This is a genomic window from Mesorhizobium sp. CNPSo 4670, from assembly GCF_057784235.1.
This window is the reverse complement of record NZ_JBWJFQ010000027.1, coordinates 79,558-101,350: the sequence shown is the minus strand read 5'-3', so window position 1 is coordinate 101,350 and position 21,793 is coordinate 79,558. Positions and strand designations below refer to the sequence as shown.

The window sequence follows — 21,793 nt, the reverse complement described above, 5'->3', positions numbered from 1 at the left end:
AGGCTCAGCCGCGCTTCAAAAATGCCCGCGCCGCATAGAGGCTGATCGCAGCGGCGTTCGACACATTGAGCGAACGGATGGCGCCGGGCATGTCGAGCCGTGCCAGCGTCGTCACGGTCTCGCGCGTCTTCTGGCGCAGGCCCTTGCCCTCGGCGCCGAGCACCAGCGCTATTCTGTCACCGGCAAAACTCGTTTCGAGTTCCGCCGGCCCGTCCGAATCGAGCCCGATGGTCTGGAACCCGGCCTCGTGCAACTGGCCGAGCGCGTCGGCGAGGTTCTTCACCTCGATCTGGTCGATATGCTCCAGCGCGCCGGAGGCCGATTTCGCCAGCACGCCCGATTCCTGTGGGCTGTGGCGGGCCGTGGTGATCAGCGCGCCGGCGCCGAAGGCGACCGCCGAGCGCAAGATGGCGCCGACATTGTGCGGATCGGTGACCTGGTCGAGCACCAGCACCAGCCTTGCATCGCCAAGTGCATCAAGCCGCTTCGGCTTCAGCGGTTCGGCCTCGATCAGCACGCCCTGATGCACGGCATCCGAGCCGGTGATCTTGTCGATGTCCCTTGGTTCGACCAGCTCCGCCTTGAAGGGCAGGGCGGCGATATCGGCGATTTCCAGGCGTTCGGCCGCATTGCGCGTGACCAGCATCTTTCTGACCTTGCGGCGCGGATTGTCGAGCGCCGCGCGCACCGTGTGCAGGCCGTAGAGCCGCACCAGGCCGTCCGCGGCATGTTCGCCCGGTGGAACCGGCTGCCGGGGCCTGAACGCCGGTGCGCCGCCGCTCTTCTCGTCGCGATAGGCGCGCCGCAACTTGGCGTAGTGTGTGTCTTTCGGGGTGTTGGTTTTGTCGCTCATGGCCGGCTTCTATAGCCGTCTCCTCAGGTCAAGGATATGGCTCGTCGCCGCAGCCGGCGAACAACATCGAAAAACGCCGGTTGCGCGGTTGACACCCAATGGCCTTGCCGCCATAAGGCGCTTCGCTGGTTTCGGAGAAGACTTAACTCGGGTCCGGATTGGCGTGAATGCCTCGTTGCATGGCTCCGGCGGCAGACTGGAGAGGTGCCCGAGTGGTTAAAGGGGACGGACTGTAAATCCGTTGGCTTAGCCTACGTTGGTTCGAATCCAACCCTCTCCACCACTGCCGGCCCGGAAGCCCTGAAACGCGAAAGCATCGGACCGAAAAGTGCATGGCGCTTTTCGGGGGAATCCGGTACTTCAGTGCAAGGCGCGGGTATAGCTCAGTGGTAGAGCAGCAGCCTTCCAAGCTGAATATGCGGGTTCGATTCCCGCTACCCGCTCCATATAACTATTTGATATCCATAAGAATTTTCTCTGAAATCGATTGTGCCGTGTCACTGCGCCTGTCAGTACTGCGCCGGTATTCCTAAAAGTCCACTGCAGATATTCAGCTTGCTAAGCTTACCCTCGACAGAGAGCGGCACTGAAAGGACGTGCGCGAAATAGGTGGAAAGCCGCCTTTCGGCTCATCTGCCAGACCGAGCAAACAGAAGCGGCCATCCGCCTCTAGTTCTCAGATGACCGCATTGGGCCAGAAGCAGTAGGTCCGCTTGTTGTGTGGGGAAGAGCAATGGCGGACGTTGTACCTTCAAGGTCTGATGTCGTGAGCTGACCCGATCTGGTCATTCCCACCGCATTTCGGCCTCCAAAGCGGACATTCAGCCAAGTCGGCGCTGTTGACCTAAGCGGACATCTTGTCGAAGAGCATTCCGTTCAGAACTCGCGGTTGGAAGGATCGGAGCGTTGCGCATACTGAGTAACCCCGACATCCTCGGGATAGCGGTCGCGCGCGCTCGCGTCCGACGCGGGACTAGAATAGGCTGCAGCGAAGCCGCTTGATCGACCGGGGAGGGCGCAGGCAGGTATGGAGCGAAGGCTTACCGCGATACTTGCTGCCGATGTGGTTGGCTACAGCCGCCTCATGGGCGAGGACGAGGTAGGCACGCTCGAACGATTGAAGGGTTGCCGTCGCGAACTGGTCGACCCCGCAATCAAGGAATTCCACGGCCGCATTATCAAGCTCATGGGCGACGGCGCGCTCGTCGAGTTCGCCAGCGTCGTCGATGCCGTCCAGTGCGCTGCCGTGATCCAGCGCCGAATGGCGGAACGCGATCGGGGCACCACTGATGCCCGGCAGATCCGGTTTCGCATCGGCGTCAATCTCGGCGACGTCATCGTCGAGGGCGATGACATCTATGGCGATGGCGTGAACATTGCCGCGCGTCTGGAGGCAATGGCGGAGCCCGGGGGTATTTGCATCTCGGGCACGGCGTTCGACCACGCGGTGCACAAGGTGGACGTCGGCTTTGCCAGTCTGGGAGAGCAGCGCCTCAAGAATATCGCCGATCCGGTTCGCGCGTATCGACTCTTGCTCGATCCCGCGGCATCGGGAAAGGTCACGGCCGCGCCCCACCGGCCGGGTCCGCGCGTCATGATCCTGGCAGCCGCCGCCGTCCTGGCGATTGCCGCGATTGCCGGCATTTTTGCGTGGCAGAAGTTCTCGGTGCCATCGCGGCCATCGGTTGCCGTGCTGCCGTTTGCAAACCTCGGCGGCGATCCAGGCCAGGACTATTTCGCTGACGGCATCACCGAAGATCTGATCACCGACCTCACCAAGCTTTCCGGTCTGGACGTCATCGCGCGCAACTCTGTGTTCGCCTACAAGGACAAGCCTGCAGCGCTGGCGGACGTCGCGCGCGACCTTGGCGTGCGCTTCGTCGTCGAGGGGAGCGTCCGCCGCACCGGCGAGCAAATCCGCCTCAATGCCCAGCTCATCGATACGGCAACGGGCGACAATCTGTGGGCCAACCGGTTCGACCGTGGCATGGCCGGCGTGTTTGCCGTCCAGGACGAGATGAGCCAGGAGATCGCCAAGGCGCTTGGCATGCAACCTTCGGCAGCGGAGAGCGAGCGCATGGCGCGCCCGCCGACCGAAAACCTCGAAGCCTACGACTTCTACCTTCGGGCCGAGCAGACAGCACGGACCGGCCGGCGCGAAGGACTGCGGGAGGCACTCACGCTCTACGACAAGGCGGAGGAGCTCGACCCCGCTTTTGCCGAAGCCTTCACGGCGGATGCAAGCACGACAGTCTATATCTGGCGCGAATCGTTCAACGACATCATGCAGAGCGCGCCCGCGCGCAAGCGCGCCTATGAGAAGGCAAGCCGTGCGCTGCAACTCGACCCGGACCTTTCGTCGCCTTATGCGATTCTTGGCATCATGCAGGTCGTGGATCGCCGCTACGAGGAAGCTATCGCTTCGGCCGAGCGAGCCGTCGCACTCGGCCCCGGCGATGCGGAGACGCAAATAGCTCTAGGATACGTGCAACTGTTCGCCGGCAATCATGCCGACGCAGCCACCGCGGTCGAGACGGCGCTCAGGCTCGATCCCAACCTTTCACCCATCAACCGGCAAATTGCCGGTCTGGTCTTTCTCATTCAAGGTAGCAACGACAAGGCGATCGAGGCGCTCGAACGCACGCGCGACGATGCGCCGTCAGTCGGAGATTTCAGAATTACCCTCGCTGCCGCTTACGCCCGCGCCGGCCGCCTGCAGGATGCGAGGGCAGCGGTCGCCGAGGGACTAGGTTCCATGTCGACACCGGGGTTCGATTCATTGTCCGCATACCGACTCAGCGGTACCCAATACCGTAACCGGCAGGATTTGGCTCTCATCATCGACGCGTTGCAGCAGGCGGGCTTGCCCGAATGGCCGTTCGGCTTCGCCGGCGACGAGCACAACCGCTTGAAGGGCGGGGAGATCGCCTCGCTGGTGCTGGGCCATACGCTGCAGGGCCAGATCGAACCCGGTCTCCAACCAGCCTTCCTTCAGATCGGGAGCGACGGCAAGGCGGCTTTCCGCTCGACGACGCGGCTGGTCACCGAGACCGTCTACGTCGATGGCGACCTCTTGTGCGAGCTGAGCGAGAATATGTTCGGGCGCCCCGATTGCGGACCTGTCTACAGACGCCGCGACGATAGCGGCGGCGGCTATTCCTTCGTCAACTCAAGCAAGGTATTCCACTTCGCGGTGGTTAAGTAGATGCGCGCGTCTCAGTGATATTTGTCGAGCTCCAAATTGGCCGCGACCTTCGGCCAGTTGGCATCGGCTTTCGGTATGTTTTCAGCTGCATGCGCGGCGAAATGGTCCGCATTGCTGACGTCGTAGATCAGGTAGAGCTTACCGTCGATAATCTTGAATGCTTCCGGATCGACGTTGATCGTGACCCCTCCGCCCACGACTTCGGCAGCACAGTAGCCGCCATATTGAGGAGCGTACTTGACCGGTTCGCTCATGAACATTTCCAGGTGTTTCTTGCTGGCGAAATGCCAGGGTGTCCCCAGCCAGTCATAACTGAACTCTTCGGAGCCCTTCACGGCCTTGCCGTCAGTGAAGTAAGCGACCGTGTCGTAGCCCATGATCGCCACACCGCCGAAATAGCCGGTGTTTACCGAATCGTCCGCACAGGCCGATCCCGCGCCGGCGACCGCAGCTATCGCGACCAGGGCAGCCGCCCCCATATTCCGAACCGGTCGTGACTTGATCATCGTGCTCATCTGCATCCTCCGTTAATCGTGGATTTCGGCGCACTTCGCCGCGTTCGCCTCGCCAAGGATCTTGGCTTGGCAGGTAGCACCATGGCGTTTGAACAGTCGTATGATATCCGTGTTGCCCTTCCAGAATGCGCGCGTAGTCGGCATGTAGCCATGGCCCTCGGGATGGTTCACATCGGCACCTTTCGCAATAAGGAATTCGGCCAGTTCAACGTGGTTTTCCTCGCCGGCCACCAACAACGGGGTAGCACCCGCCTTGTTGGCGGCATCGTCGAGCACAGCTCCTTTTTCCAGCAACAGCTTGGCGATCGGCAGGCTGCCCGAGAAGGCCGCCGCATGAAGCGGGGTGAAGCCGCCCGAGTTACGCGCCATGACGTCGGCACCCTTGCCCAGCAGGAATTCGGCGATGTCCGGCTGGTTGTCGAGCGCTGCAGCTATGAGAAGGGTTGCTTGGTCGCGCGCCCGGGTGTCAACGCCGGCACCACTCGCGAGAGCTTGCTCGACACCCACTTTGTCGCCGGCAGCTATGGCGTCGAACAACAAGTCGCCCGCCGCTGCATTGGTCGCGGCAAGCGCCAATACGACAAGTATCAGCAGTCCACGCATCAGTATCGATATCACGCGCGAGGATAGCGTACAAGTTCGGGACGACAGTGCTCCGCATTGTGGCAGTTTGACGTTGCCCGGAAAAATGAAATGTCCGCTTGGGATTGCGCCACGAACGACCGGACTTGGCGCAAAGCTGTCTGTTGCCTCTGCCCCATCGATGTCCGATTTTGGTGAATGGACGGGACCGTCGTAGTGCCCGAGATGCGGCGCAAAGCGACATGCGCATCTTCGCCTGCGAGAGTCTGCTCCGGGTCAAAAGTCGGTCTTTCAGGGTGACCAGACTTGCGTCCACACGATCTCCAGGTCGAAACACCGCGCGGCGCTCCCCTGTGCAGACGTCTGCGTGGCGCTAGCTGTTGAACGCGGACGCAACCTGGTGCTGCTGCGGCACCTGGCCGTTCGGCGTCAGCTTGTCGATGACGCCGGGCAGGGCCGTGGACAGCTGCTTGAGCAGTTCCTGCTCGTCCATCCCCGTCCGTTGCGCGATCTCGTGAATGACCTGCGGCCCGAGTGCGGCGCCGAGATCATTGGCGTTGATCGACTGGTTCTGCCCGGTGCCGACCCACGAGTCGGCGACATTGCCGTGGCCGGCATCCCTGAGCTTGTCGAGCAGGCCGCCCAATCCGCCGAGCAGGCCGCCGTCGGCGGAGGTCGTACCGGTGGAAGCGGGTCCGGTCGGGGCCGGGGTCTCGGTCTGGTCCGGTTGTTCAGCACTTCTGCCGCTAAGCATTTTTCCGACCAGCAGCGCGCCGAGCGCGATCATCAGCGGTTTGGTGATGTTGCCGCCGGGAACGGCGTTGTCAAAAAGTCCCATAGTGGATCCTCCATAACGACCAGCCCAACCCCACCTCAACAATGGGGCATGCGGGCGGAATTTCAAGCTGGCTTGAGCTTTTGACAATCCTATGAAAATGTTCGGCTGGCGGGTGGATGGAGAGGAAAAAATGTCAATCATCAGCTGGATCATACTCGGCGTCATCGCCGGCTTCTTGGGCAGCAAGATCGTCAACAAGAGCGGCCAGGGCATTTTGATGGACATCGTGCTCGGCATCGTCGGCGCCATTGTCGGCGGCCTGATCTTCAGCGCCTTCGGCGCGTCGGGCGTCACCGGCCTCAACATCTACAGCCTGATCGTCGCCGTGATCGGCGCGGTGGTCGTGCTGTGGGCCTACCACCAGTTCAGCGGAAGACGGGCGTAAGACAAAGAGGTTCTGCGTTTCCGTGAAACGATGAACCGCCCAGGTGCCGGCCGGATCGTCTGAAATACGAATTTCTGCCGAGGACCAGCTTCGGGCCGGTACGCGATATCTGCCTATGGCATCAGCACTGCGTCGGCTGCGGCGAAAAAGATCAGCGTTCCCGCGATGAACACCGTCCAGCCGATGATTGACTTGCGGATGGCGGCCTTGTGCTCGGCGTCGGAGTTCTTGTTCTGGTCAAAATCCGTCATGGGGAAACTCCCTTGGCTGATTGATCATGGCGTCCTGGATTGGACGGTCTTCGCCGATTAGACGATCTTTTTCGGCTCGGCAACAGCGCGCGGAGAGACGCGGGTGATCGCCCGCCTGGCCTGCTTGGGCGCTGCTAGGCGACGACGGTCAGTCGGCGCTTGCGCTGGTCCAGCGAGACGATGGCAAGTCCGCTGCCCACCACCAGCAGGATGCCGCAGACCGCCAGCGCATTGGGGAATTGCCCGAACACCAACAGGCCCGAAATGACCGCCCAGACGGTGAAGCAATAGTAGAACGGCGCCACCGCACTGGTCGGCCCGACGCGATAGGCCATGAAGATGAAGAAGTGGCCGAAGATCAGGAAAAATCCGGCGCCTGCCATCAGCAGCAGATGGCGCGCCTCCGGCATAACCCAGCGTTCGGAAACCAGATGCGCGGCTCCGGCACCGATCAGCACCACCACGACGGCGGAGATCGCCACGATCATCCCCGGCACCTCTGCCGTAACCCGCCTGCCGGCAAGGTCGCGTGCCGCCGACAGCGTCGCGTTGCCGAGCGCCAGCAAGGCGTACACCGAAATGCCTTGCATGGTCGGTTGCGCCACCATCAGCGCGCCGATGAAGCCGAGCCCGATCAGCGCCATCCTCTGGCCGCCGATCCGCTCGCCGAACAGGATCGAGGAGCCGACCAGCATCAACAGCGGCGTGATCTGACCGAGTGCTGTCGAATCCGCGATCTGCATGTTGGCGAGCGCCACCACGTAGCAGAGGATCGCCGCCAGCTCGAGCAGGTTCCTGTGCAGCACGTGCCTGTCGAAGATCAGCGGAATCTGCTTGCCGTAGCCCAGCGCGAACAACAGCGGGAAACCCCAGAGCGTTGCCGCCGCACCGCGCAGAAACAGCACTTCGTAGGACGGCAGGCCCGACGTCGCGAGTTTCATCATCGTATCGTTTACGAGATACGATCCGGTCGAGACGATCATGAACAGGGGGCCGCGGATGGCGGTCGGAACGAAATGCATCCGGCGAGGAAATCAGACCTCAATGACGACCGCAATGGGCCATGACCTGGCGGTGAATCAGACACGGATGGGCAGGCAAAACAGCGCCGTGGCGGCTATGGCAAAAGGTAAATTCGAGCGTAACAAGCCTCATGTGAACATCGGCACGATTGGTCACGTTGACCATGGCAAGACGTCGCTGACGGCGGCGATCACGAAGTATTTTGGCGAATACAAGCGCTATGACCAGATCGACGCGGCCCCTGAGGAGAAGGCGCGCGGCATCACGATCTCGACGGCGCATGTCGAATACGAGACGGCCAACCGCCACTACGCTCACGTCGACTGCCCCGGCCACGCCGACTATGTGAAGAACATGATCACCGGTGCGGCGCAGATGGACGGCGCGATCCTGGTTGTGTCGGCTGCCGACGGCCCGATGCCGCAGACCCGCGAGCACATCCTGCTTGCCCGTCAGGTTGGCGTGCCGTCGATCGTGGTGTTTTTGAACAAGGTCGACCAGGTCGACGACGCCGAGCTGCTCGAACTGGTCGAGCTCGAGGTTCGCGAGCTTTTGACCAAGAACGAGTTCCCCGGCGACGACATTCCGATCGTCAAGGGTTCGGCGCTGGCTGCTCTGGAAGATTCCGACAAGAAGATCGGCGAGGACGCGATCCGCGAGCTGATGGCTGCGGTCGACGCCTACATCCCGACGCCGGTTCGTCCGCTCGACAAGCCGTTCCTGGCCAAGCCGGGCACGGTGAAGCCGCACAAGAAGTTCGTGGCCGAAGCCTACATCCTGACCAAGGACGAAGGTGGCCGTCACACGCCGTTCTTCACCAACTACCGTCCGCAGTTCTATTTCCGCACGACGGACGTGACCGGTATCGTGTCGCTGCCGGAAGGCACCGAGATGGTGATGCCGGGCGACAACATCACGGTCGATGTCGAGCTGATCGTGCCGATCGCCATGGAAGAGAAGCTGCGCTTCGCTATCCGTGAAGGCGGCCGCACCGTCGGTGCCGGCATCGTCGTCACCATCAAAGAGTAATTTGGACTTAAACCGATCTGTCGCGGGCGCAGGAGTTGCCCGCGCCGCGCCAGAACAAGGAAGTGACGCATGAACGGACAGAATATCCGCATCCGCCTGAAGGCGTTTGATCACCGCGTGCTCGACGCCTCGACGAAGGAAATCGTGTCGACGGCCAAGCGCACCGGTGCCAACGTCCGCGGCCCCATTCCGCTGCCGACGCGGATCGAAAAGTTCACGGTCAACCGGTCGCCTCACGTCGACAAGAAGAGCCGCGAGCAGTTCGAGATGCGCACGCACAAGCGTCTGCTCGACATCGTCGATCCGACCCCGCAGACAGTCGATGCTTTGATGAAGCTCGATCTGGCCGCCGGTGTGGACGTCGAGATCAAGCTCTAAGGGAATGAGAGCGCGGTAAGGGGCGGTGCCCCTGGCCCGGAACTCTAAAGGAATTGAACCGATGCGTTCAGGTGTGATTGCAAAGAAGGTGGGAATGACCCGCATCTACAACGATGCCGGGGAACATGTTCCCGTCACCGTTCTCCAGATGGAGAACTGTCAGGTCGTGGCGCAGCGCACGCAGGAGAAGAATGGCTACACCGCCGTTCAGCTCGGCGTTGGCCTTGCCAAGGTGAAGAACACGTCGAAGGCGATGCGCGGCCATTTCGCGACCGCTTCCGTCGAGCCGAAGGCGAAGGTCGCCGAGTTCCGCGTCTCTGCTGACAACATGATCGATGTCGGCGCCGAGATCACCGTCGAGCATTTCGTCCCCGGCCAGAAGGTCGATGTGACGGGCACGACGATCGGCAAGGGTTTTCAGGGCGTCATCAAGCGCCACCACATGGGCGGTGGCCGCGCGACGCACGGTAACTCGGTCTCGCACCGTACGCACGGTTCGACCGGTCAGCGCCAGGACCCGGGCAAGGTGTTCAAGGGCAAGCATATGGCTGGCCACATGGGCGACACCCGCGTCACCACGCAGAATGTCGAGATCGTTTCGACCGACGCCGACCGCGGCCTGATCCTGATCCGCGGTGCGGTTCCTGGATCGAAGGGCGCCTGGATCCTGGTCCGCGATGCGGCCAAGGTGGCACTGCCGGCCAATGCGCCGAAGCCTGCCGCGATCCGCGCCGTTGCTAAGAACGAGGCTCCGGCCACAGAGGGAGCGGAATAATGGATCTCAAGATCACAACGCTTGGCGGCAAGGACGCCGGCAAGGTGGAACTCTCCGAGGAGATTTTCGGCCTTGATCCGCGCGAGGACATCCTGCAGCGCGTCGTGCGCTGGCAGCTCGCCAAGAAGCAGCAGGGCACGCACAAGGCCAAGGGCCGCGCGGAGATCGCGCGCACCGGCGCCAAGATGTACAAGCAGAAGGGTACGGGCCGCGCCCGTCACCATTCGGCACGCGCTCCGCAGTTCCGCGGCGGCGGCAAGGCCCACGGCCCGGTCGTTCGCAGCCATGAGCACGAACTGCCGAAGAAGGTTCGCGCGCTTGGCCTCAAGCATGCTCTCTCGGCCAAGGCCAAGAGCGCGTCGATCATCATCATCGACGAGCTGAAGCTGACCGAGGCCAAGACCAAGGCGCTGATCGCGAATTTCGCGACGCTGGGCCTGACCAACGCTTTGGTGATCGGCGGTGCCGAGCTTGACAAGAACTTCAAGCTGGCGGCGACGAACATCCCCAACATCGACGTGCTGCCCATCCAGGGCATCAACGTCTACGACATTCTGCGCCGCGGCACGCTGGTCCTTTCGAAGGCCGCCGTCGAGGCTCTCGAGGAGCGCTTTAAATGACCGACCTTCGTCATTACGACGTGATCGTCTCGCCGGCGATCACCGAAAAGTCGACCATGGCCTCCGAGCAGAACCAGGTCGTCTTCAACGTCGCCAAGAAGGCGTCGAAGCCGGAAATCAAGGCCGCCGTCGAAGCGCTGTTCGGCGTCAAGGTGATGGCCGTGAACACGCTTGTCCGCAAGGGCAAGATCAAGCGCTTCCGCGGCACGATCGGCCGCCAGAGCGACGTCAAGAAGGCGATTGTGACGCTGGCCGACGGCCAGTCGATCGACGTCGCGACGGGTCTCTGAGCAAGGCCGCGAGGACAGAACAATGGCACTGAAAAAATTCAACCCGGTAACGCCGAGCACCCGCCAGCTGGTCATCGTCGACCGCTCGGGCCTCTACAAGGGCAAGCCCGTCAAGGGTCTGACCGAGGGCCTGACCAAGTCGGGCGGCCGCAACAACTACGGTCGCATCACCGCCCGCTTCATCGGTGGTGGCCACAAGCGTTCGTACCGCATCATCGACTTCAAGCGCCGCAAGTTCGACATTGTCGGCACGGTCGAGCGCATCGAATACGATCCGAACCGCACCGCCTTCATCGCGCTGATCAAGTACGACGATGGCGAGCTGTCCTACATCATCGCTCCGCAGCGTCTGGCCCCCGGCGACAAGATCGTTTCCGGTGAAGCCGTCGACGTGAAGCCGGGCAATGCGATGCCGTTGGCCTCGATGCCGGTCGGCACCATCGTCCACAACATCGAGCTGAAGCCGGGCAAGGGCGCCCAGGTTGCCCGTTCGGCAGGTGGCTACGGCCAGCTGGTCGGCCGCGACCAGGGCATGGCGATCCTGCGCCTGAACTCGGGCGAGCAGCGTGTCGTGCACGGCTCGTGCATGGCCACCGTCGGTGCCGTGTCCAATCCGGACCATGGCAACATCAACGACGGCAAGGCTGGTCGTACGGTTTGGCGTGGCAAGCGTCCGCACAATCGCGGCGTGACCATGAATCCGGTCGACCATCCGCACGGCGGCGGCGAAGGCCGCACCTCGGGTGGCCGCCATCCGGTTTCGCCCTGGGGCAAGCCGACCAAGGGCAAGAAGACGCGGTCCAACAAGGCGACCGACAAGTTCATCCTGCGCTCGCGCCATCAGCGCAAGAGCTAAGAAGAGGTAACGCCAAGTGACTCGTTCTATTTGGAAAGGCCCCTTCATCGACGGCTACCTTCTCAAGAAGGTGGACAAGGTTCGTGAAGGTGGTCGCAATGAGGTGATCAAGATGTGGAGCCGTCGCTCCACCATCCTGCCGCAGTTCGTCGGCTTCACCTTCGGTGTCTACAACGGCCAGAAGCATGTTCCCGTCTCGGTGAACGAGGACATGGTCGGTCACAAGTTCGGTGAATTCGCTCCGACCCGGACCTATTACGGTCACGGCGCGGATAAGAAGGCGAAGAGGAAATAATCATGGGCAAGGCCAAAGCTCCGCGCAGGCTTGCTGACAACGAAGCGCGCGCCGTATTGCGCACGATCCGTATCAGCCCGCAGAAGCTGAACCTCGTTGCCGCGTTGATCCGCGGCAAGAAGGTCGCGACAGCGCTTTCCGATCTCGAATTCTCGGCCAAGCGGATTTCCGGCACGGTCAAGAAGACGCTGGAATCGGCAATCGCCAACGCGGAAAACAACCACGACCTCGACGTCGATGCACTGATCGTGGCGGAAGCCTATGTCGGCAAGTCGATCGTCATGAAGCGGTTCCATGCCCGTGGCCGTGGTCGCGCCAGCCGTATCGAGAAGCCGTTCTCGCACCTCACGATCGTCGTTCGTGAAGTCGAAGAAAAAGGGGAGGCCGCATAATGGGCCAGAAAGTCAATCCGATCGGTCTTCGCCTCGGCATCAACCGCACCTGGGATTCGCGCTGGTTCGCGAACACCGGCGAGTACGGCAAGTTGCTGCATGAGGACATCAAGATCCGCAAGTATCTTGAGAAGGAACTCAAGCAGGCTGCGATCTCGAAGGTCGTCATCGAGCGTCCGCACAAGAAGTGCCGCGTCACCATCCACGCCGCGCGCCCGGGTCTGATCATCGGCAAGAAGGGCGCCGACATCGAGAAGCTTCGCAAGAAGCTGATGGAGATGACGAAGTCCGAGACGCACCTCAACATCGTTGAAGTGCGCAAGCCGGAAATCGACGCGACCCTGGTCGCCCAGTCGATCGCCCAGCAGCTCGAGCGTCGTATCGCGTTCCGTCGCGCCATGAAGCGCGCCGTGCAGTCGGCGATGCGCCTTGGTGCCGAAGGCATCCGCATTAACTGCGCGGGCCGTCTTGGCGGCGCCGAGATCGCGCGCATGGAATGGTACCGCGAAGGCCGCGTGCCGCTGCATACGCTGCGCGCCGATGTCGACTACGGCACGGCCGAGGCGAACACGGCGTACGGCATCTGCGGCGTCAAGGTCTGGGTGTTCAAGGGCGAGATCCTCGAGCACGACCCGATGGCTTCGGAACGTCGTGCGACCGAGGGTGATGCTGCACATGGCGGTGGTGGTGATCGCGAGCGCGGTCGTCGTCGCGAAAACGCCTGAGACATTTAGGAATTTGGAGTTAGAACGATGCTGCAGCCAAAGCGCACAAAGTTCCGCAAGCAGTTCAAGGGCCGTATCCATGGTACCGCAAAGGGCGGCACCAACCTGGATTTCGGTGGTTTCGGGCTGAAGGCGCTTGAGCCGAACCGCGTCACCGCACGTGAGATCGAGGCGGCCCGCCGCGCGATCACGCGTGAAATGAAGCGCGCCGGTCGCGTCTGGATCCGTATTTTCCCGGACGTGCCGGTCACTTCGAAGCCGACCGAAGTGCGCATGGGCAAGGGCAAGGGCGCGGTCGACTACTGGGCGGCGCGCGTCAAGCCGGGCCGCATCATGTTCGAGATCGACGGCGTCAATGAAGAAACCGCCCGTGAGGCACTGCGTCTCGGCGCGGCCAAGCTCTCGGTCAAGACGCGCTTCGTGCAGCGCATCGCAGAATAAGGACGGGCTGATCATGAAAGCCGAAGACATCCGGACCAAGACCCAGGACCAGCTGACCGACGACCTGGCCAGCCTGAAGAAGGAGCAGTTCAACCTGCGCTTCCAGAAGGCCACCGGCCAGCTCGAGAAGACCGCGCGCGTGAGACAGGTCCGTAAGGACATTGCGCGTATCAAGACCATCGCTGCGGAAAAGTCCGCGGCTAAGAAGGCTTAAGGACGAAAACCATGCCAAAGCGCATTCTGCAGGGCACCGTCGTCAGCGACAAGAACGAGAAGACGGTTGTCGTCAAGGTCGAACGGCGCTTCACGCATCCCGTGATGAAGAAGACCGTGCGCATGACCAAGAAGTACAAGGCGCACGACGAGAACAACGCCCACAAGGTTGGCGATCAGGTGTTCATCCAGGAATCGAAGCCGATTTCCAAGGACAAGCGCTGGATCGTCGTGTCTTCGGACCAGGCGTAAACAAACGAATTTTGGACAGACCGGGGAGGGGCTTAGAGCCCGTCCCGTTAGAAAAGAAGAAGGCGGCCAGTCATGATTCAGATGCAAACAAACCTCGACGTCGCGGATAATTCCGGCGCCCGTCGTGTCATGTGCATCAAGGTGCTGGGCGGCTCGAAGCGGAAATACGCTTCCGTGGGCGACATCATCGTGGTGTCGATCAAGGAAGCCATCCCGCGCGGCCGCGTGAAGAAGGGCGATGTGATGAAGGCGGTCGTGGTTCGCACGGCCAAGGACATCCGCCGCCCGGACGGCAGCGTGATCCGTTTCGACAAGAACGCAGCCGTTCTCGTCGACAACAAGAAAGAGCCGATCGGCACGCGTATCTTCGGACCGGTTCCGCGCGAACTCCGCGCCAAGAACCACATGAAGATCATCTCGCTCGCGCCAGAAGTGCTGTAAGGAGCCGGACCAATGCAAAAGATTAGAAAAGGCGACAAGGTCGTCGTGCTGGCCGGCAAGGACAAGGGCCGTTCGGGCGAAGTCCTCTCGGTTCAGCCGAAGGAAGACACCGCGCTGGTGCGCGGCGTCAACATGATCCGTCGTCACCAGAAGCAGTCCCAGTCCCAAGAGGGCGGGATCATCACCAAGGAAGCGCCGATCCAGCTGTCGAACATCGCGCTGGCCGACCCCAAGGATGGCAAGCCGACCCGCGTCGGCTTCATCTTCCAGAAGGACGGCAAGAAGGTGCGCGTCGCCAAGCGCTCGGGAGAAGTCATCAATGGCTAAGGCTCAAACCACGAAGCCCAAGGCTGAAAGCAAGCAGTCCAAGGCTCAGAACACGCCGCGCCTCAAGCAGGTCTACAACGAGACCATCCGCAAGGCGCTGCAGGAGCAGTTCGGCTACGACAACGAGATGCAGGTTCCGCGCATCGACAAGATCGTGCTGAACATGGGTGTTGGCGAAGCGACCGGCGATTCGAAGAAGCCTTCGATCGCGGCCGAAGACCTGGCGATGATCGCCGGCCAGAAGGCCGTCGTCACCCGCGCCCGCAACTCCATCGCCGGCTTCAAGGTCCGCGAGAAGATGCCGATCGGCGCCAAGGTCACGCTGCGCAAGGAACGCATGTACGAGTTCCTCGACCGCCTCGTGAACATCGCACTGCCACGCGTCCGCGACTTCCGCGGGCTCAATCCGAAGAGCTTCGATGGCCGTGGCAACTACGCCATGGGCATCAAGGAACACATCGTGTTCCCGGAGATCAACTACGACAAGGTTGATCAGATCTGGGGCATGGACGTCATCGTTTGTACGACTGCGAAGACGGACGACGAAGCCAGGGCATTGCTCAAGGCTTTCAACTTCCCCTTCCGCCAGTAACGGCAGCGAGAAAAGGAAAAATCTGAAATGGCAAAGACCAGCTCAGTCGAGAAGAACAACAGGCGCCGCAAGCTTGCCGACCAGTACGGTCCCAAGCGCGCTGCGCTGAAGGCGATCATCATGGATCAGTCCAAGCCGATGGAAGAGCGCTTCCGTGCTCAGCTCAAGCTTGCCGCCATGCCGCGCAACTCGGCCAAGATCCGCATCCGCAACCGCTGCGAAGTCACCGGCCGTCCGCGTGCCTACTATCGCAAGCTCAAAGTATCGCGCATCGCGCTCCGTGATCTCGGCAACAACGGCCAGATCCCGGGCCTGGTCAAGTCGAGCTGGTAAGGAGGACATAACATGTCATTGAGCGATCCTCTCGGCGATATGCTGACCCGCATCCGCAACGCCTACGGCCGCAAGAAGTCGAGCGTTTCGACGCCGGCCTCGCGCCTGCGTACCCGCGTCCTCGACGTGCTGAAGGCTGAAGGCTATATTCGCGATTACAGCCAGACCGACTTCGACAACGGCAAGTCCGAAATCGAGATCGAGCTGAAGTATTTCGACGGCGCGCCCGTCGTGCGCGAAATCGCCCGCGTCTCGAAGCCAGGCCGCCGCGTCTACGTTTCGGCCAAGTCTATTCCGCACGTCGCCAACGGCCTCGGCATCGCCATCCTTTCGACACCGAAGGGCGTGATGGCCGACCACGAAGCGCGTGAACAGAACGTCGGTGGTGAAATCCTCTGCCAGATCTTCTGATCTGGCGTGATCGGCAAATTGGAATCCGGTCTTCGGGGTCATGCCCGAAGACAGAGACCTGAAACAAGAGAAGTGACGAGGACAACAAAATGTCTCGTATTGGAAAGAAACCCGTTTCGCTGCCGCAGGGCGTGACCGCGACCGTCAACGGCCAGACCGTGACGGCGAAGGGCCCCAAGGGCGAGCTGAAGTTCGTGGTGAACGAAGAAGTGCTGGTCAAGATGGAAGGCAGCGAGATCGCTGTCCAGCCGCGCGACCAGACCAAGACGGCGCGCTCCAAGTGGGGCATGTCGCGCACGCAGATCGTCAACATCCTGCAGGGTGTGAAGGACGGCTTCGAGAAGAAGCTCGAGATCACCGGCGTCGGCTATCGCGCCGCCATGCAGGGCAAGAACCTGCAGCTGGCACTTGGCTTTAGCCATGACGTCGTCTACGAGACGCCAGCAGGCATTACGATCGCTGTGCCGAAGCCGACGGAAATCACCGTGACCGGCATCGACAAGCAGCAGGTCGGCCAGGTTGCCGCCGAGATCCGCGAATACCGCGGTCCCGAGCCCTACAAGGGCAAGGGCGTCCGCTATGCTGGCGAGAAGATCGTCCGCAAGGAAGGCAAGAAGAAGTAGTGGGCTTGGCCCCGAAAAGGTGCAGACTTTTCGGAAAGGACCAAGCCAAAGAAGTGTAACGCCGCGGGGAGCGGTCGCGGGAGGCGCTTTCGCCTACCGCATATGGCGGCCCCCGTTTTTTTGAAGGCAAGGAAGACTATCATGGGTACCAAGGAATCCACGCAGCGCCGTGCGCAGCGCGTCCGTCGTCAGATCAAGAAGGTCGCCGGCGAGCGTCCGCGTCTGTCGGTTCACCGCACGTCGAAGAACATCTATGTGCAGGTCATCGACGACGCCAAGGGCCACACCATCGTCGCTGCCTCGACGCTCGAGAAGGACCTCAAGGGTTCGCTCAAGACCGGCGCCGACACCGCCGCTGCCGCCGCGATCGGCAAGCTGATCGCCGAACGCGCCACCAAGGCCGGCGTCAAGGAAGTCGTCTTCGATCGCGGCGCCTACATCTATCACGGCCGCGTCAAGGCGCTCGCCGAGGCTGCCCGTGAAGGCGGCTTGAGCTTCTAAAGAACTTTCGCCCCCGGTTGACCCACAGAGGCGCCGGATCTTATCAGCAACCGTGCTTCCGGAAAAAAACAAGGAACAGGATATGGCACAGGAACGTAGGGATGGCGGCCGCGGCCGCGATCGTGAAGAACGCGATGACGGCATGGTGGACAAGCTCGTCCACATCAACCGCGTCGCCAAGGTCGTCAAGGGCGGCCGTCGCTTTGGTTTTGCAGCACTCGTCGTCGTCGGTGACCAGAAGGGCCGCGTCGGTTTTGGTCACGGCAAGGCGCGCGAAGTGCCGGAAGCTATCCGCAAGGCAACTGAATCGGCCAAGCGCGACATGATCTTCGTGCCGCTGCGCTCGGGTCGTACGCTGCACCACGACGTCGAAGGACGCTGGGGCGCTGGACGCGTTCTGCTGCGCGCTGCCAAACAAGGTACCGGCATCATCGCCGGTGGCCCGATGCGCGCCGTCTTCGAGACGCTCGGCATGCATGACGTGGTCGCCAAGTCGATGGGTTCGTCGAACCCCTACAACATGGTTCGCGCCACCTTCGACGCGCTGAAGAGCCAGATGCATCCCAAGGATGTGGCTGCTGCTCGTGGCATCAAGTATTCGACCCTTCAGGCTCGCCGCGGCACCGCCGTTGCGGCTGAAGAATAGTCGATCTGACCAGGGATTTTGACCATGGCCAAGAAAGCAACAAAGACCGTCACCGTTGAGCAGATCGGCTCGCCGATCCGCCGCCCGAAGGAACAGCGCGCGACGCTGGTCGGGCTCGGCCTCAACAAGATGCACAAGCAGCGCACGCTGGAAGATACGCCCTCCGTGCGCGGCATGATCGCTGCCGTCCAGCATCTCGTCCGCGTCGTGGACGAGGGCTGAGCCAGAGCGCAGGAGAACCCAGATGAAACTCAACGATCTGCGTGACAAGGACGGCGCGACGCACTCCAAGAAGCGTCTCGGCCGCGGCATCGGCTCCGGCTCCGGCAAGACCGCCGGTCGCGGCGTCAAGGGCCAGAAGGCGCGCTCCGGCGTCGCCATCAACGGCTTCGAGGGTGGCCAGATGCCGCTCTACAGGCGTCTGCCGAAGCGTGGCTTCAACAACATCTTCGCCAAGAGCTTCACCGTCGTCTCGCTGGCCCGTATCCAGGTGGCCATCGACGCCAAGAAGCTCGACGCCAAGGCGACCGTGACGGCAGAATCGCTGGTCGCTGCCGGCGTCATCCGCCGCGTCAAGGACGGCGTGCGCATCCTCTCGGACGGCGAGATCAAGGCGAAGCTCGCCTTCGACGTCGCCGGCGCCTCCAAGGCCGCGATCGAGAAGATCGAAAAGGCCGGCGGCTCGGTCAAGTTGCCGGAAAAGGCAGCTGCCGAGTAACAGCAATTTGAAGCGCGAGCGGGATCCGTTTTTGCTCACGATTGCGCTTTGATCTGCTCAATTAGGCGGCCGCGTCAACGCGGCCGCTTGCATGTTTAGAGCCCGGAGCTTATCTCGTGAGCTTCGGTGAAACGCGCCGCCTGACCTCAAGGGCCATCAAGCGTTACCAAGCGGAGAATCAGGCATGGCTTCGGCTGCTGAACAACTAGCCTCGAATCTGAATTTCTCGGCCTTCGCCAAAGCGGAGGACCTGAAGAAACGCATCTGGTTCACCATCGGCGCGTTGCTCGTCTATCGCCTCGGCACCTATATTCCGCTTCCCGGCATCAATCCCGACGCCTTCGCCCAGGCCTTCTCTTCGCAGAGCAAGGGCGTGCTCGGCATGTTCAACATGTTCGCCGGCGGTGCCGTACAGCGCATGGCGATCTTTGCGCTCGGCATCATGCCTTACATCTCCGCCTCCATCATCATGCAGCTGATGACGTCGGTCATCCCGTCGCTGGAAGCTCTGAAGAAGGAAGGCGAACAGGGCCGCAAGGTCATCAACCAGTACACGCGCTACGGCACCGTGCTGCTAGCGCTGGTTCAGGCCTATGGCATTTCGGTCGGCCTGGAAGGCGGCAACGGCATCGTCAGCGATCCCGGCATGTTCTTCCGCATCTCGACCGTCGTCACCCTGGTCGGCGGCACCATGTTCCTGATGTGGCTGGGCGAACAGATCACCGCCCGCGGCATCGGCAACGGCATCTCGCTGATCATCTTCTCCGGTATCGTCGCCGGCCTGCCGCATGCCATCTCCGGCACGCTGGAGCTTGGCCGCACCGGCGCGCTGTCGACCGGCCTGATCCTGGCGATCATCGTCCTGGCCATCGTCGTCATCGCCTTGATCGTGTTCTTCGAGCGCGCCCAGCGCCGCTTGCTGATCCAGTATCCGAAGCGCCAGGTCGGCAACCGCATGTTCCAGGGCGATACCTCGCATCTGCCGCTGAAGCTCAACACGTCGGGCGTCATTCCGCCGATCTTCGCGTCGTCGCTGCTGTTGCTGCCGGCCACCGTCGCCGGCTTCTCGCAGACGACCAACATGCCGGCCTGGGCCAGCACCGTGCTGGCGTCGCTCGGCCACGGCCAGCCGCTCTACATGGCATTCTACGCGGCGATGATCGTGTTCTTCGCCTTCTTCTACACTGCGATTGTCTTCAACCCGAAGGACACCGCCGACCAGCTCAAGAAGCATTCGGGGTTCATCCCGGGCTATCGTCCGGGCGAGCGCACCGCCGATTACATCGATTACGTTCTCACCCGCATCACCGTCGTCGGCGCCATCTATCTTGTGCTGGTGTGCTTGCTGCCGGAGTTCCTGATCTCGGCGACTGGCGTACCATTCTACCTTGGTGGCACATCGCTTCTGATCGTGGTCAGTGTCACGCTCGATACGGTTGCGCAGATTCAGGGCCACCTGATCGCGCACCAGTATGAAGGCCTGATCAAGAAGTCGAAGCTGCGCGGGGGGAAGAAAGCCAGATGAGGTTGATATTGCTTGGGCCGCCAGGGGCGGGCAAGGGGACACAAGCACAAAGACTGGTAGAAAAACACGGCATACCCCAGCTCTCGACGGGCGACATGCTGCGTGCTGCAGTCCAGGCTGGCACCGAAGTCGGCAAACGCGCCAAGGCGGTGATGGATGCCGGTGAACTGGTTTCCGACGCCATCGTCAACGCCATCGTCGCCGAACGTATCGATCAGCCGGATTGCGCGAAGGGCTTCATCCTCGACGGATATCCGCGAACCCTGGTGCAGGCGGACGCGGTAGAGCAGATGCTTACGGAACGCTCGCAGGGCCTCGATGCGGTCATTGAACTTGTCGTCGACGACAAGGCGCTGGTGGGTCGTATCGTCAAGCGCGCCAACGAGGCGCAGGCCGCCGGCCAGCCCGTGCGCAAGGACGACAATCCTACCGTGTTCGAGGAGCGTCTGAGGGAATACTACAAGAAGACGGCGCCGCTGATTGGCTACTATTATGCCAAGGGCAAGCTCCGCAGCGTCGACGGCATGGCCGATATCGATGCCGTGACGGGACAGATCGAAGCGGTGCTCAGGGACGCAACGCGGGGAATTTAAACGATTGCACTTGACTGGAGCGGTTCGCTGCGGTATGGCGGCCCGTCTTCCTATCAGGCATCGGCTTTGCTTGTCCGCAAGGGCAAGGCAGCCGCTTTGAACTGGAAACTCCCGCATGGGCCGGCCTCCACCGGACGCGGGGCAACTTAAGATAGCGCCGGTTCGTCCGGCCCACATGGAGAAGAGAAGAATATGGCTCGTATAGCCGGCGTCAACATTCCGACCAACAAGCGCGTCGTCATTGCGCTTCAGTACATTCACGGCATTGGCAAGAAGTTCGCCCAGGAGATCGTCGACAAGGTCGGCATCCCGGCCGAGCGTCGCGTCAACCAGCTCACCGACGCGGAAGTGCTGCAGATCCGCGAAACCATCGACCGCGACTACCAGGTCGAGGGCGATCTGCGCCGCGAAGTCTCGATGAACATCAAGCGGCTGATGGACCTCGGCTGCTACCGCGGCCTGCGTCACCGCCGCTCGCTGCCGGTTCGCGGCCAGCGCACGCATACCAATGCGCGCACCCGCAAGGGCCCGGCCAAGTCGATCGCCGGCAAGAAGAAGTAATTGAGCGAACAGCGATTGGCTCGTAGCGAATAGGTTTCTACCCACTATTCGCTACTCCCCACTCGCTTTTGCAAGGTGGAGCCGCTGGCATTACGGCGGTGTAGAGATCAACTGAAAGGACCATCATGGCCAAGGAAGCCGCTCGTGTTCGCCGTCGCGAACGCAAGAACATCTCGTCGGGCGTTGCCCACGTCAATTCGACCTTCAACAACACGATGATCACCATCACCGACGCGCAGGGCAATTCGATTGCCTGGTCGTCGGCCGGTGCCCAGGGCTTCAAGGGTTCGCGCAAGTCGACCCCGTTCGCTGCCCAGATGGCTGCCGAGGACGTTGCCAAGAAGGCCCAGGAACACGGCATGCGCATGCTCGAAGTCGAGGTCTGCGGACCAGGCTCCGGTCGTGAATCGGCACTGCGCGCCCTGCAGGCGGCCGGCTTCACCATCACCTCGATCCGTGATGTGACGCCGATCCCGCACAATGGCTGCCGCCCGCGCAAAAAGCGCCGCGTCTAAAAAAATTACCGAACGCCGCGCGAGCGCCCCTTGGGGCGCTCCTCCACGGCATTCCAAGTCGCCCGCCACGATTGGATGGTGGCGGGTCA

General features: G+C 61.9%; 34 protein-coding genes and 2 tRNA genes. 30 read left to right on the top strand and 6 right to left on the bottom strand.

Annotation, left to right across the window (positions count from 1 at the left end):
- Window positions 1–4: 4 nt before the first annotated feature.
- Window positions 5–853 carry a TrmH family RNA methyltransferase gene (locus AC0ZT5_RS31330; RefSeq protein WP_488499561.1) on the bottom strand — a complete coding sequence of 283 codons (849 nt, stop codon included), beginning with the start codon at window positions 851–853 and terminating at the stop codon, window positions 5–7.
- 198 nt (window positions 854–1,051) lie between these two features.
- Here AC0ZT5_RS31330 and AC0ZT5_RS31325 point away from each other — a divergent pair.
- The 3 genes from AC0ZT5_RS31325 to AC0ZT5_RS31315 all read left to right on the top strand — a co-directional run bounded on the left by AC0ZT5_RS31325 (window position 1,052) and on the right by AC0ZT5_RS31315 (window position 4,058).
- Window positions 1,052–1,136 (top strand) — tRNA-Tyr (locus AC0ZT5_RS31325).
- Between the two features lie 89 nt (window positions 1,137–1,225).
- A tRNA-Gly gene (locus AC0ZT5_RS31320) sits at window positions 1,226–1,299 on the top strand.
- 581 nt (window positions 1,300–1,880) lie between these two features.
- The gene (locus AC0ZT5_RS31315; protein WP_488499560.1) at window positions 1,881–4,058 is read left to right on the top strand and encodes a tetratricopeptide repeat protein; all 2,178 of its coding nucleotides are present in this window, start codon (window positions 1,881–1,883) and stop codon (window positions 4,056–4,058) included.
- Between the two features lie 11 nt (window positions 4,059–4,069).
- Here the strand turns inward: AC0ZT5_RS31315 and AC0ZT5_RS31310 are convergent, their stop codons facing one another.
- The 3 genes from AC0ZT5_RS31310 to AC0ZT5_RS31300 form a co-directional block, all read right to left on the bottom strand.
- The gene (locus AC0ZT5_RS31310) at window positions 4,070–4,573 is read right to left on the bottom strand and encodes a YHS domain-containing (seleno)protein (protein ID WP_488499559.1); all 504 of its coding nucleotides are present in this window, start codon (window positions 4,571–4,573) and stop codon (window positions 4,070–4,072) included.
- A 12-nt stretch (window positions 4,574–4,585) separates the two neighbouring features.
- Window positions 4,586–5,176: an ankyrin repeat domain-containing protein gene (locus AC0ZT5_RS31305; RefSeq protein ID WP_488499558.1), complete on the bottom strand. Its 591-nt coding sequence runs from the start codon at window positions 5,174–5,176 to the stop codon at window positions 4,586–4,588.
- Window positions 5,177–5,528: 352 nt separating this feature from the next.
- Window positions 5,529–5,993: a YidB family protein gene (locus AC0ZT5_RS31300; RefSeq protein ID WP_457152121.1), complete on the bottom strand. Its 465-nt coding sequence runs from the start codon at window positions 5,991–5,993 to the stop codon at window positions 5,529–5,531.
- Window positions 5,994–6,123: 130 nt separating this feature from the next.
- Here AC0ZT5_RS31300 and AC0ZT5_RS31295 point away from each other — a divergent pair, with 130 nt between their 5' ends.
- Window positions 6,124–6,378 (top strand): GlsB/YeaQ/YmgE family stress response membrane protein, encoded by a 255-nt coding sequence (locus tag AC0ZT5_RS31295; protein ID WP_477291784.1) that lies wholly within the window; start codon window positions 6,124–6,126, stop codon window positions 6,376–6,378.
- Window positions 6,379–6,491: 113 nt separating this feature from the next.
- Here the strand turns inward: AC0ZT5_RS31295 and AC0ZT5_RS31290 are convergent, their stop codons facing one another.
- Both AC0ZT5_RS31290 and AC0ZT5_RS31285 read right to left on the bottom strand, forming a co-directional pair.
- Complete coding sequence (locus AC0ZT5_RS31290; RefSeq protein ID WP_184872294.1) at window positions 6,492–6,629, bottom strand: hypothetical protein; 138 nt, start codon at window positions 6,627–6,629, stop codon at window positions 6,492–6,494.
- A gap of 134 nt (window positions 6,630–6,763) precedes the next feature.
- Entirely contained in the window at window positions 6,764–7,651 is an 888-nt protein-coding gene (locus AC0ZT5_RS31285; RefSeq protein ID WP_488499557.1) for a DMT family transporter, read from the bottom strand.
- 97 nt (window positions 7,652–7,748) lie between these two features.
- Here AC0ZT5_RS31285 and AC0ZT5_RS31280 point away from each other — a divergent pair, with 97 nt between their 5' ends.
- From AC0ZT5_RS31280 to rpsK, 26 genes are all read left to right on the top strand, one after another.
- Window positions 7,749–8,681: a GTP-binding protein gene (locus tag AC0ZT5_RS31280; RefSeq protein ID WP_488499590.1), complete on the top strand. Its 933-nt coding sequence runs from the start codon at window positions 7,749–7,751 to the stop codon at window positions 8,679–8,681.
- A gap of 69 nt (window positions 8,682–8,750) precedes the next feature.
- Entirely contained in the window at window positions 8,751–9,059 is a 309-nt protein-coding gene (gene rpsJ, locus AC0ZT5_RS31275; RefSeq protein WP_010909272.1) for a 30S ribosomal protein S10, read from the top strand.
- Window positions 9,060–9,120: 61 nt separating this feature from the next.
- Window positions 9,121–9,834, top strand: coding sequence for a 50S ribosomal protein L3 (rplC, locus tag AC0ZT5_RS31270; RefSeq protein ID WP_379097705.1), 714 nt, complete (start codon window positions 9,121–9,123; stop codon window positions 9,832–9,834).
- A complete protein-coding gene (rplD, locus tag AC0ZT5_RS31265; protein WP_006333366.1) occupies window positions 9,834–10,454 on the top strand; it encodes a 50S ribosomal protein L4 in 621 nt (206 codons plus the stop codon). Before rplC ends, rplD begins: the two co-directional genes overlap by 1 nt.
- Window positions 10,451–10,744, top strand: coding sequence for a 50S ribosomal protein L23 (locus tag AC0ZT5_RS31260; RefSeq protein WP_010909275.1), 294 nt, complete (start codon window positions 10,451–10,453; stop codon window positions 10,742–10,744). Before rplD ends, AC0ZT5_RS31260 begins: the two co-directional genes overlap by 4 nt.
- A 22-nt stretch (window positions 10,745–10,766) precedes the next feature.
- Window positions 10,767–11,600, top strand: a complete 834-nt coding sequence (gene rplB / locus AC0ZT5_RS31255) for a 50S ribosomal protein L2 (protein ID WP_488499556.1) — start codon at window positions 10,767–10,769, stop codon at window positions 11,598–11,600.
- A 16-nt stretch (window positions 11,601–11,616) separates the two neighbouring features.
- Window positions 11,617–11,895: a 30S ribosomal protein S19 gene (rpsS, locus tag AC0ZT5_RS31250; protein ID WP_006205463.1), complete on the top strand. Its 279-nt coding sequence runs from the start codon at window positions 11,617–11,619 to the stop codon at window positions 11,893–11,895.
- A gap of 2 nt (window positions 11,896–11,897) precedes the next feature.
- Window positions 11,898–12,287: a 50S ribosomal protein L22 gene (gene rplV, locus AC0ZT5_RS31245; RefSeq protein WP_006205462.1), complete on the top strand. Its 390-nt coding sequence runs from the start codon at window positions 11,898–11,900 to the stop codon at window positions 12,285–12,287.
- A complete protein-coding gene (rpsC, locus tag AC0ZT5_RS31240) occupies window positions 12,287–13,012 on the top strand; it encodes a 30S ribosomal protein S3 (RefSeq protein WP_013895697.1) in 726 nt (241 codons plus the stop codon). Before rplV ends, rpsC begins: the two co-directional genes overlap by 1 nt.
- Window positions 13,013–13,039: 27 nt before the next feature.
- On the top strand, window positions 13,040–13,453 hold the full coding sequence (rplP, locus tag AC0ZT5_RS31235; RefSeq protein WP_013531427.1) for a 50S ribosomal protein L16: 414 nt from the start codon (window positions 13,040–13,042) through the stop codon (window positions 13,451–13,453).
- Window positions 13,454–13,466: 13 nt separating this feature from the next.
- A complete protein-coding gene (gene rpmC / locus AC0ZT5_RS31230; protein WP_006205459.1) occupies window positions 13,467–13,667 on the top strand; it encodes a 50S ribosomal protein L29 in 201 nt (66 codons plus the stop codon).
- A gap of 11 nt (window positions 13,668–13,678) precedes the next feature.
- On the top strand, window positions 13,679–13,918 hold the full coding sequence (gene rpsQ / locus AC0ZT5_RS31225) for a 30S ribosomal protein S17 (protein ID WP_010909280.1): 240 nt from the start codon (window positions 13,679–13,681) through the stop codon (window positions 13,916–13,918).
- 72 nt (window positions 13,919–13,990) lie between these two features.
- The gene (gene rplN / locus AC0ZT5_RS31220) at window positions 13,991–14,359 is read left to right on the top strand and encodes a 50S ribosomal protein L14 (protein ID WP_006205457.1); all 369 of its coding nucleotides are present in this window, start codon (window positions 13,991–13,993) and stop codon (window positions 14,357–14,359) included.
- Window positions 14,360–14,371: 12 nt separating this feature from the next.
- Window positions 14,372–14,686, top strand: coding sequence for a 50S ribosomal protein L24 (gene rplX / locus AC0ZT5_RS31215; protein ID WP_013531428.1), 315 nt, complete (start codon window positions 14,372–14,374; stop codon window positions 14,684–14,686).
- Entirely contained in the window at window positions 14,679–15,278 is a 600-nt protein-coding gene (gene rplE, locus AC0ZT5_RS31210; protein WP_095089681.1) for a 50S ribosomal protein L5, read from the top strand. The genes rplX and rplE overlap by 8 nt, the downstream gene beginning before the upstream one ends.
- Window positions 15,279–15,305: 27 nt before the next feature.
- Window positions 15,306–15,611 carry a 30S ribosomal protein S14 gene (rpsN, locus tag AC0ZT5_RS31205; RefSeq protein ID WP_013895695.1) on the top strand — a complete coding sequence of 102 codons (306 nt, stop codon included), beginning with the start codon at window positions 15,306–15,308 and terminating at the stop codon, window positions 15,609–15,611.
- Between the two features lie 12 nt (window positions 15,612–15,623).
- The gene (rpsH, locus tag AC0ZT5_RS31200; RefSeq protein ID WP_006205453.1) at window positions 15,624–16,022 is read left to right on the top strand and encodes a 30S ribosomal protein S8; all 399 of its coding nucleotides are present in this window, start codon (window positions 15,624–15,626) and stop codon (window positions 16,020–16,022) included.
- 89 nt (window positions 16,023–16,111) lie between these two features.
- The gene (gene rplF, locus AC0ZT5_RS31195) at window positions 16,112–16,645 is read left to right on the top strand and encodes a 50S ribosomal protein L6 (protein WP_095089683.1); all 534 of its coding nucleotides are present in this window, start codon (window positions 16,112–16,114) and stop codon (window positions 16,643–16,645) included.
- Window positions 16,646–16,786: 141 nt separating this feature from the next.
- The gene (gene rplR, locus AC0ZT5_RS31190; RefSeq protein ID WP_023757972.1) at window positions 16,787–17,146 is read left to right on the top strand and encodes a 50S ribosomal protein L18; all 360 of its coding nucleotides are present in this window, start codon (window positions 16,787–16,789) and stop codon (window positions 17,144–17,146) included.
- Between the two features lie 82 nt (window positions 17,147–17,228).
- Window positions 17,229–17,792: a 30S ribosomal protein S5 gene (gene rpsE, locus AC0ZT5_RS31185; protein ID WP_006333394.1), complete on the top strand. Its 564-nt coding sequence runs from the start codon at window positions 17,229–17,231 to the stop codon at window positions 17,790–17,792.
- A 24-nt stretch (window positions 17,793–17,816) separates the two neighbouring features.
- On the top strand, window positions 17,817–18,014 hold the full coding sequence (rpmD, locus tag AC0ZT5_RS31180) for a 50S ribosomal protein L30 (protein ID WP_023736690.1): 198 nt from the start codon (window positions 17,817–17,819) through the stop codon (window positions 18,012–18,014).
- A gap of 22 nt (window positions 18,015–18,036) precedes the next feature.
- Entirely contained in the window at window positions 18,037–18,510 is a 474-nt protein-coding gene (gene rplO / locus AC0ZT5_RS31175; protein WP_027044981.1) for a 50S ribosomal protein L15, read from the top strand.
- Window positions 18,511–18,694: 184 nt separating this feature from the next.
- The gene (gene secY / locus AC0ZT5_RS31170; protein WP_126069209.1) at window positions 18,695–20,035 is read left to right on the top strand and encodes a preprotein translocase subunit SecY; all 1,341 of its coding nucleotides are present in this window, start codon (window positions 18,695–18,697) and stop codon (window positions 20,033–20,035) included.
- Entirely contained in the window at window positions 20,032–20,628 is a 597-nt protein-coding gene (locus AC0ZT5_RS31165) for an adenylate kinase (protein ID WP_488499555.1), read from the top strand. Before secY ends, AC0ZT5_RS31165 begins: the two co-directional genes overlap by 4 nt.
- A gap of 192 nt (window positions 20,629–20,820) precedes the next feature.
- Window positions 20,821–21,189, top strand: coding sequence for a 30S ribosomal protein S13 (gene rpsM, locus AC0ZT5_RS31160; RefSeq protein ID WP_006205445.1), 369 nt, complete (start codon window positions 20,821–20,823; stop codon window positions 21,187–21,189).
- A gap of 125 nt (window positions 21,190–21,314) precedes the next feature.
- Window positions 21,315–21,704 carry a 30S ribosomal protein S11 gene (gene rpsK / locus AC0ZT5_RS31155; RefSeq protein ID WP_006205444.1) on the top strand — a complete coding sequence of 130 codons (390 nt, stop codon included), beginning with the start codon at window positions 21,315–21,317 and terminating at the stop codon, window positions 21,702–21,704.
- Window positions 21,705–21,793 lie beyond the last annotated feature (89 nt).

What these genes read in the sequence shown, in the direction of transcription:
- AC0ZT5_RS31290 (WP_184872294.1), bottom strand. Translation starts at nt 6,629, where the DNA reads ATGACGGATTTTGACCAGAACAAGAACTCCGACGCCGAGCACAAGGCC.
- AC0ZT5_RS31280 (WP_488499590.1), top strand. Translation starts at nt 7,749, where the DNA reads ATGGCAAAAGGTAAATTCGAGCGTAACAAGCCTCATGTGAACATCGGC.
- rplN (WP_006205457.1), top strand. Translation starts at nt 13,991, where the DNA reads ATGATTCAGATGCAAACAAACCTCGACGTCGCGGATAATTCCGGCGCC.
- AC0ZT5_RS31330 (WP_488499561.1), bottom strand. Translation starts at nt 853, where the DNA reads ATGAGCGACAAAACCAACACCCCGAAAGACACACACTACGCCAAGTTG.
- rplD (WP_006333366.1), top strand. Translation starts at nt 9,834, where the DNA reads ATGGATCTCAAGATCACAACGCTTGGCGGCAAGGACGCCGGCAAGGTG.
- AC0ZT5_RS31165 (WP_488499555.1), top strand. Translation starts at nt 20,032, where the DNA reads ATGAGGTTGATATTGCTTGGGCCGCCAGGGGCGGGCAAGGGGACACAA.
- rpmD (WP_023736690.1), top strand. Translation starts at nt 17,817, where the DNA reads ATGGCCAAGAAAGCAACAAAGACCGTCACCGTTGAGCAGATCGGCTCG.
- rplE (WP_095089681.1), top strand. Translation starts at nt 14,679, where the DNA reads ATGGCTAAGGCTCAAACCACGAAGCCCAAGGCTGAAAGCAAGCAGTCC.
- rpmC (WP_006205459.1), top strand. Translation starts at nt 13,467, where the DNA reads ATGAAAGCCGAAGACATCCGGACCAAGACCCAGGACCAGCTGACCGAC.
- AC0ZT5_RS31305 (WP_488499558.1), bottom strand. Translation starts at nt 5,176, where the DNA reads ATGCGTGGACTGCTGATACTTGTCGTATTGGCGCTTGCCGCGACCAAT.
- rpsM (WP_006205445.1), top strand. Translation starts at nt 20,821, where the DNA reads ATGGCTCGTATAGCCGGCGTCAACATTCCGACCAACAAGCGCGTCGTC.
- secY (WP_126069209.1), top strand. Translation starts at nt 18,695, where the DNA reads ATGGCTTCGGCTGCTGAACAACTAGCCTCGAATCTGAATTTCTCGGCC.
- AC0ZT5_RS31300 (WP_457152121.1), bottom strand. Translation starts at nt 5,993, where the DNA reads ATGGGACTTTTTGACAACGCCGTTCCCGGCGGCAACATCACCAAACCG.
- rplP (WP_013531427.1), top strand. Translation starts at nt 13,040, where the DNA reads ATGCTGCAGCCAAAGCGCACAAAGTTCCGCAAGCAGTTCAAGGGCCGT.
- rpsE (WP_006333394.1), top strand. Translation starts at nt 17,229, where the DNA reads ATGGCACAGGAACGTAGGGATGGCGGCCGCGGCCGCGATCGTGAAGAA.
- AC0ZT5_RS31310 (WP_488499559.1), bottom strand. Translation starts at nt 4,573, where the DNA reads ATGAGCACGATGATCAAGTCACGACCGGTTCGGAATATGGGGGCGGCT.
- rpsN (WP_013895695.1), top strand. Translation starts at nt 15,306, where the DNA reads ATGGCAAAGACCAGCTCAGTCGAGAAGAACAACAGGCGCCGCAAGCTT.
- rplF (WP_095089683.1), top strand. Translation starts at nt 16,112, where the DNA reads ATGTCTCGTATTGGAAAGAAACCCGTTTCGCTGCCGCAGGGCGTGACC.
- AC0ZT5_RS31315 (WP_488499560.1), top strand. Translation starts at nt 1,881, where the DNA reads ATGGAGCGAAGGCTTACCGCGATACTTGCTGCCGATGTGGTTGGCTAC.
- rplR (WP_023757972.1), top strand. Translation starts at nt 16,787, where the DNA reads ATGGGTACCAAGGAATCCACGCAGCGCCGTGCGCAGCGCGTCCGTCGT.
- rplX (WP_013531428.1), top strand. Translation starts at nt 14,372, where the DNA reads ATGCAAAAGATTAGAAAAGGCGACAAGGTCGTCGTGCTGGCCGGCAAG.
- rplV (WP_006205462.1), top strand. Translation starts at nt 11,898, where the DNA reads ATGGGCAAGGCCAAAGCTCCGCGCAGGCTTGCTGACAACGAAGCGCGC.
- rpsC (WP_013895697.1), top strand. Translation starts at nt 12,287, where the DNA reads ATGGGCCAGAAAGTCAATCCGATCGGTCTTCGCCTCGGCATCAACCGC.
- AC0ZT5_RS31285 (WP_488499557.1), bottom strand. Translation starts at nt 7,651, where the DNA reads ATGCATTTCGTTCCGACCGCCATCCGCGGCCCCCTGTTCATGATCGTC.
- rplO (WP_027044981.1), top strand. Translation starts at nt 18,037, where the DNA reads ATGAAACTCAACGATCTGCGTGACAAGGACGGCGCGACGCACTCCAAG.
- rpsH (WP_006205453.1), top strand. Translation starts at nt 15,624, where the DNA reads ATGTCATTGAGCGATCCTCTCGGCGATATGCTGACCCGCATCCGCAAC.
- AC0ZT5_RS31260 (WP_010909275.1), top strand. Translation starts at nt 10,451, where the DNA reads ATGACCGACCTTCGTCATTACGACGTGATCGTCTCGCCGGCGATCACC.
- rpsJ (WP_010909272.1), top strand. Translation starts at nt 8,751, where the DNA reads ATGAACGGACAGAATATCCGCATCCGCCTGAAGGCGTTTGATCACCGC.
- rplC (WP_379097705.1), top strand. Translation starts at nt 9,121, where the DNA reads ATGCGTTCAGGTGTGATTGCAAAGAAGGTGGGAATGACCCGCATCTAC.
- rpsQ (WP_010909280.1), top strand. Translation starts at nt 13,679, where the DNA reads ATGCCAAAGCGCATTCTGCAGGGCACCGTCGTCAGCGACAAGAACGAG.
- rplB (WP_488499556.1), top strand. Translation starts at nt 10,767, where the DNA reads ATGGCACTGAAAAAATTCAACCCGGTAACGCCGAGCACCCGCCAGCTG.
- AC0ZT5_RS31295 (WP_477291784.1), top strand. Translation starts at nt 6,124, where the DNA reads ATGTCAATCATCAGCTGGATCATACTCGGCGTCATCGCCGGCTTCTTG.
- rpsK (WP_006205444.1), top strand. Translation starts at nt 21,315, where the DNA reads ATGGCCAAGGAAGCCGCTCGTGTTCGCCGTCGCGAACGCAAGAACATC.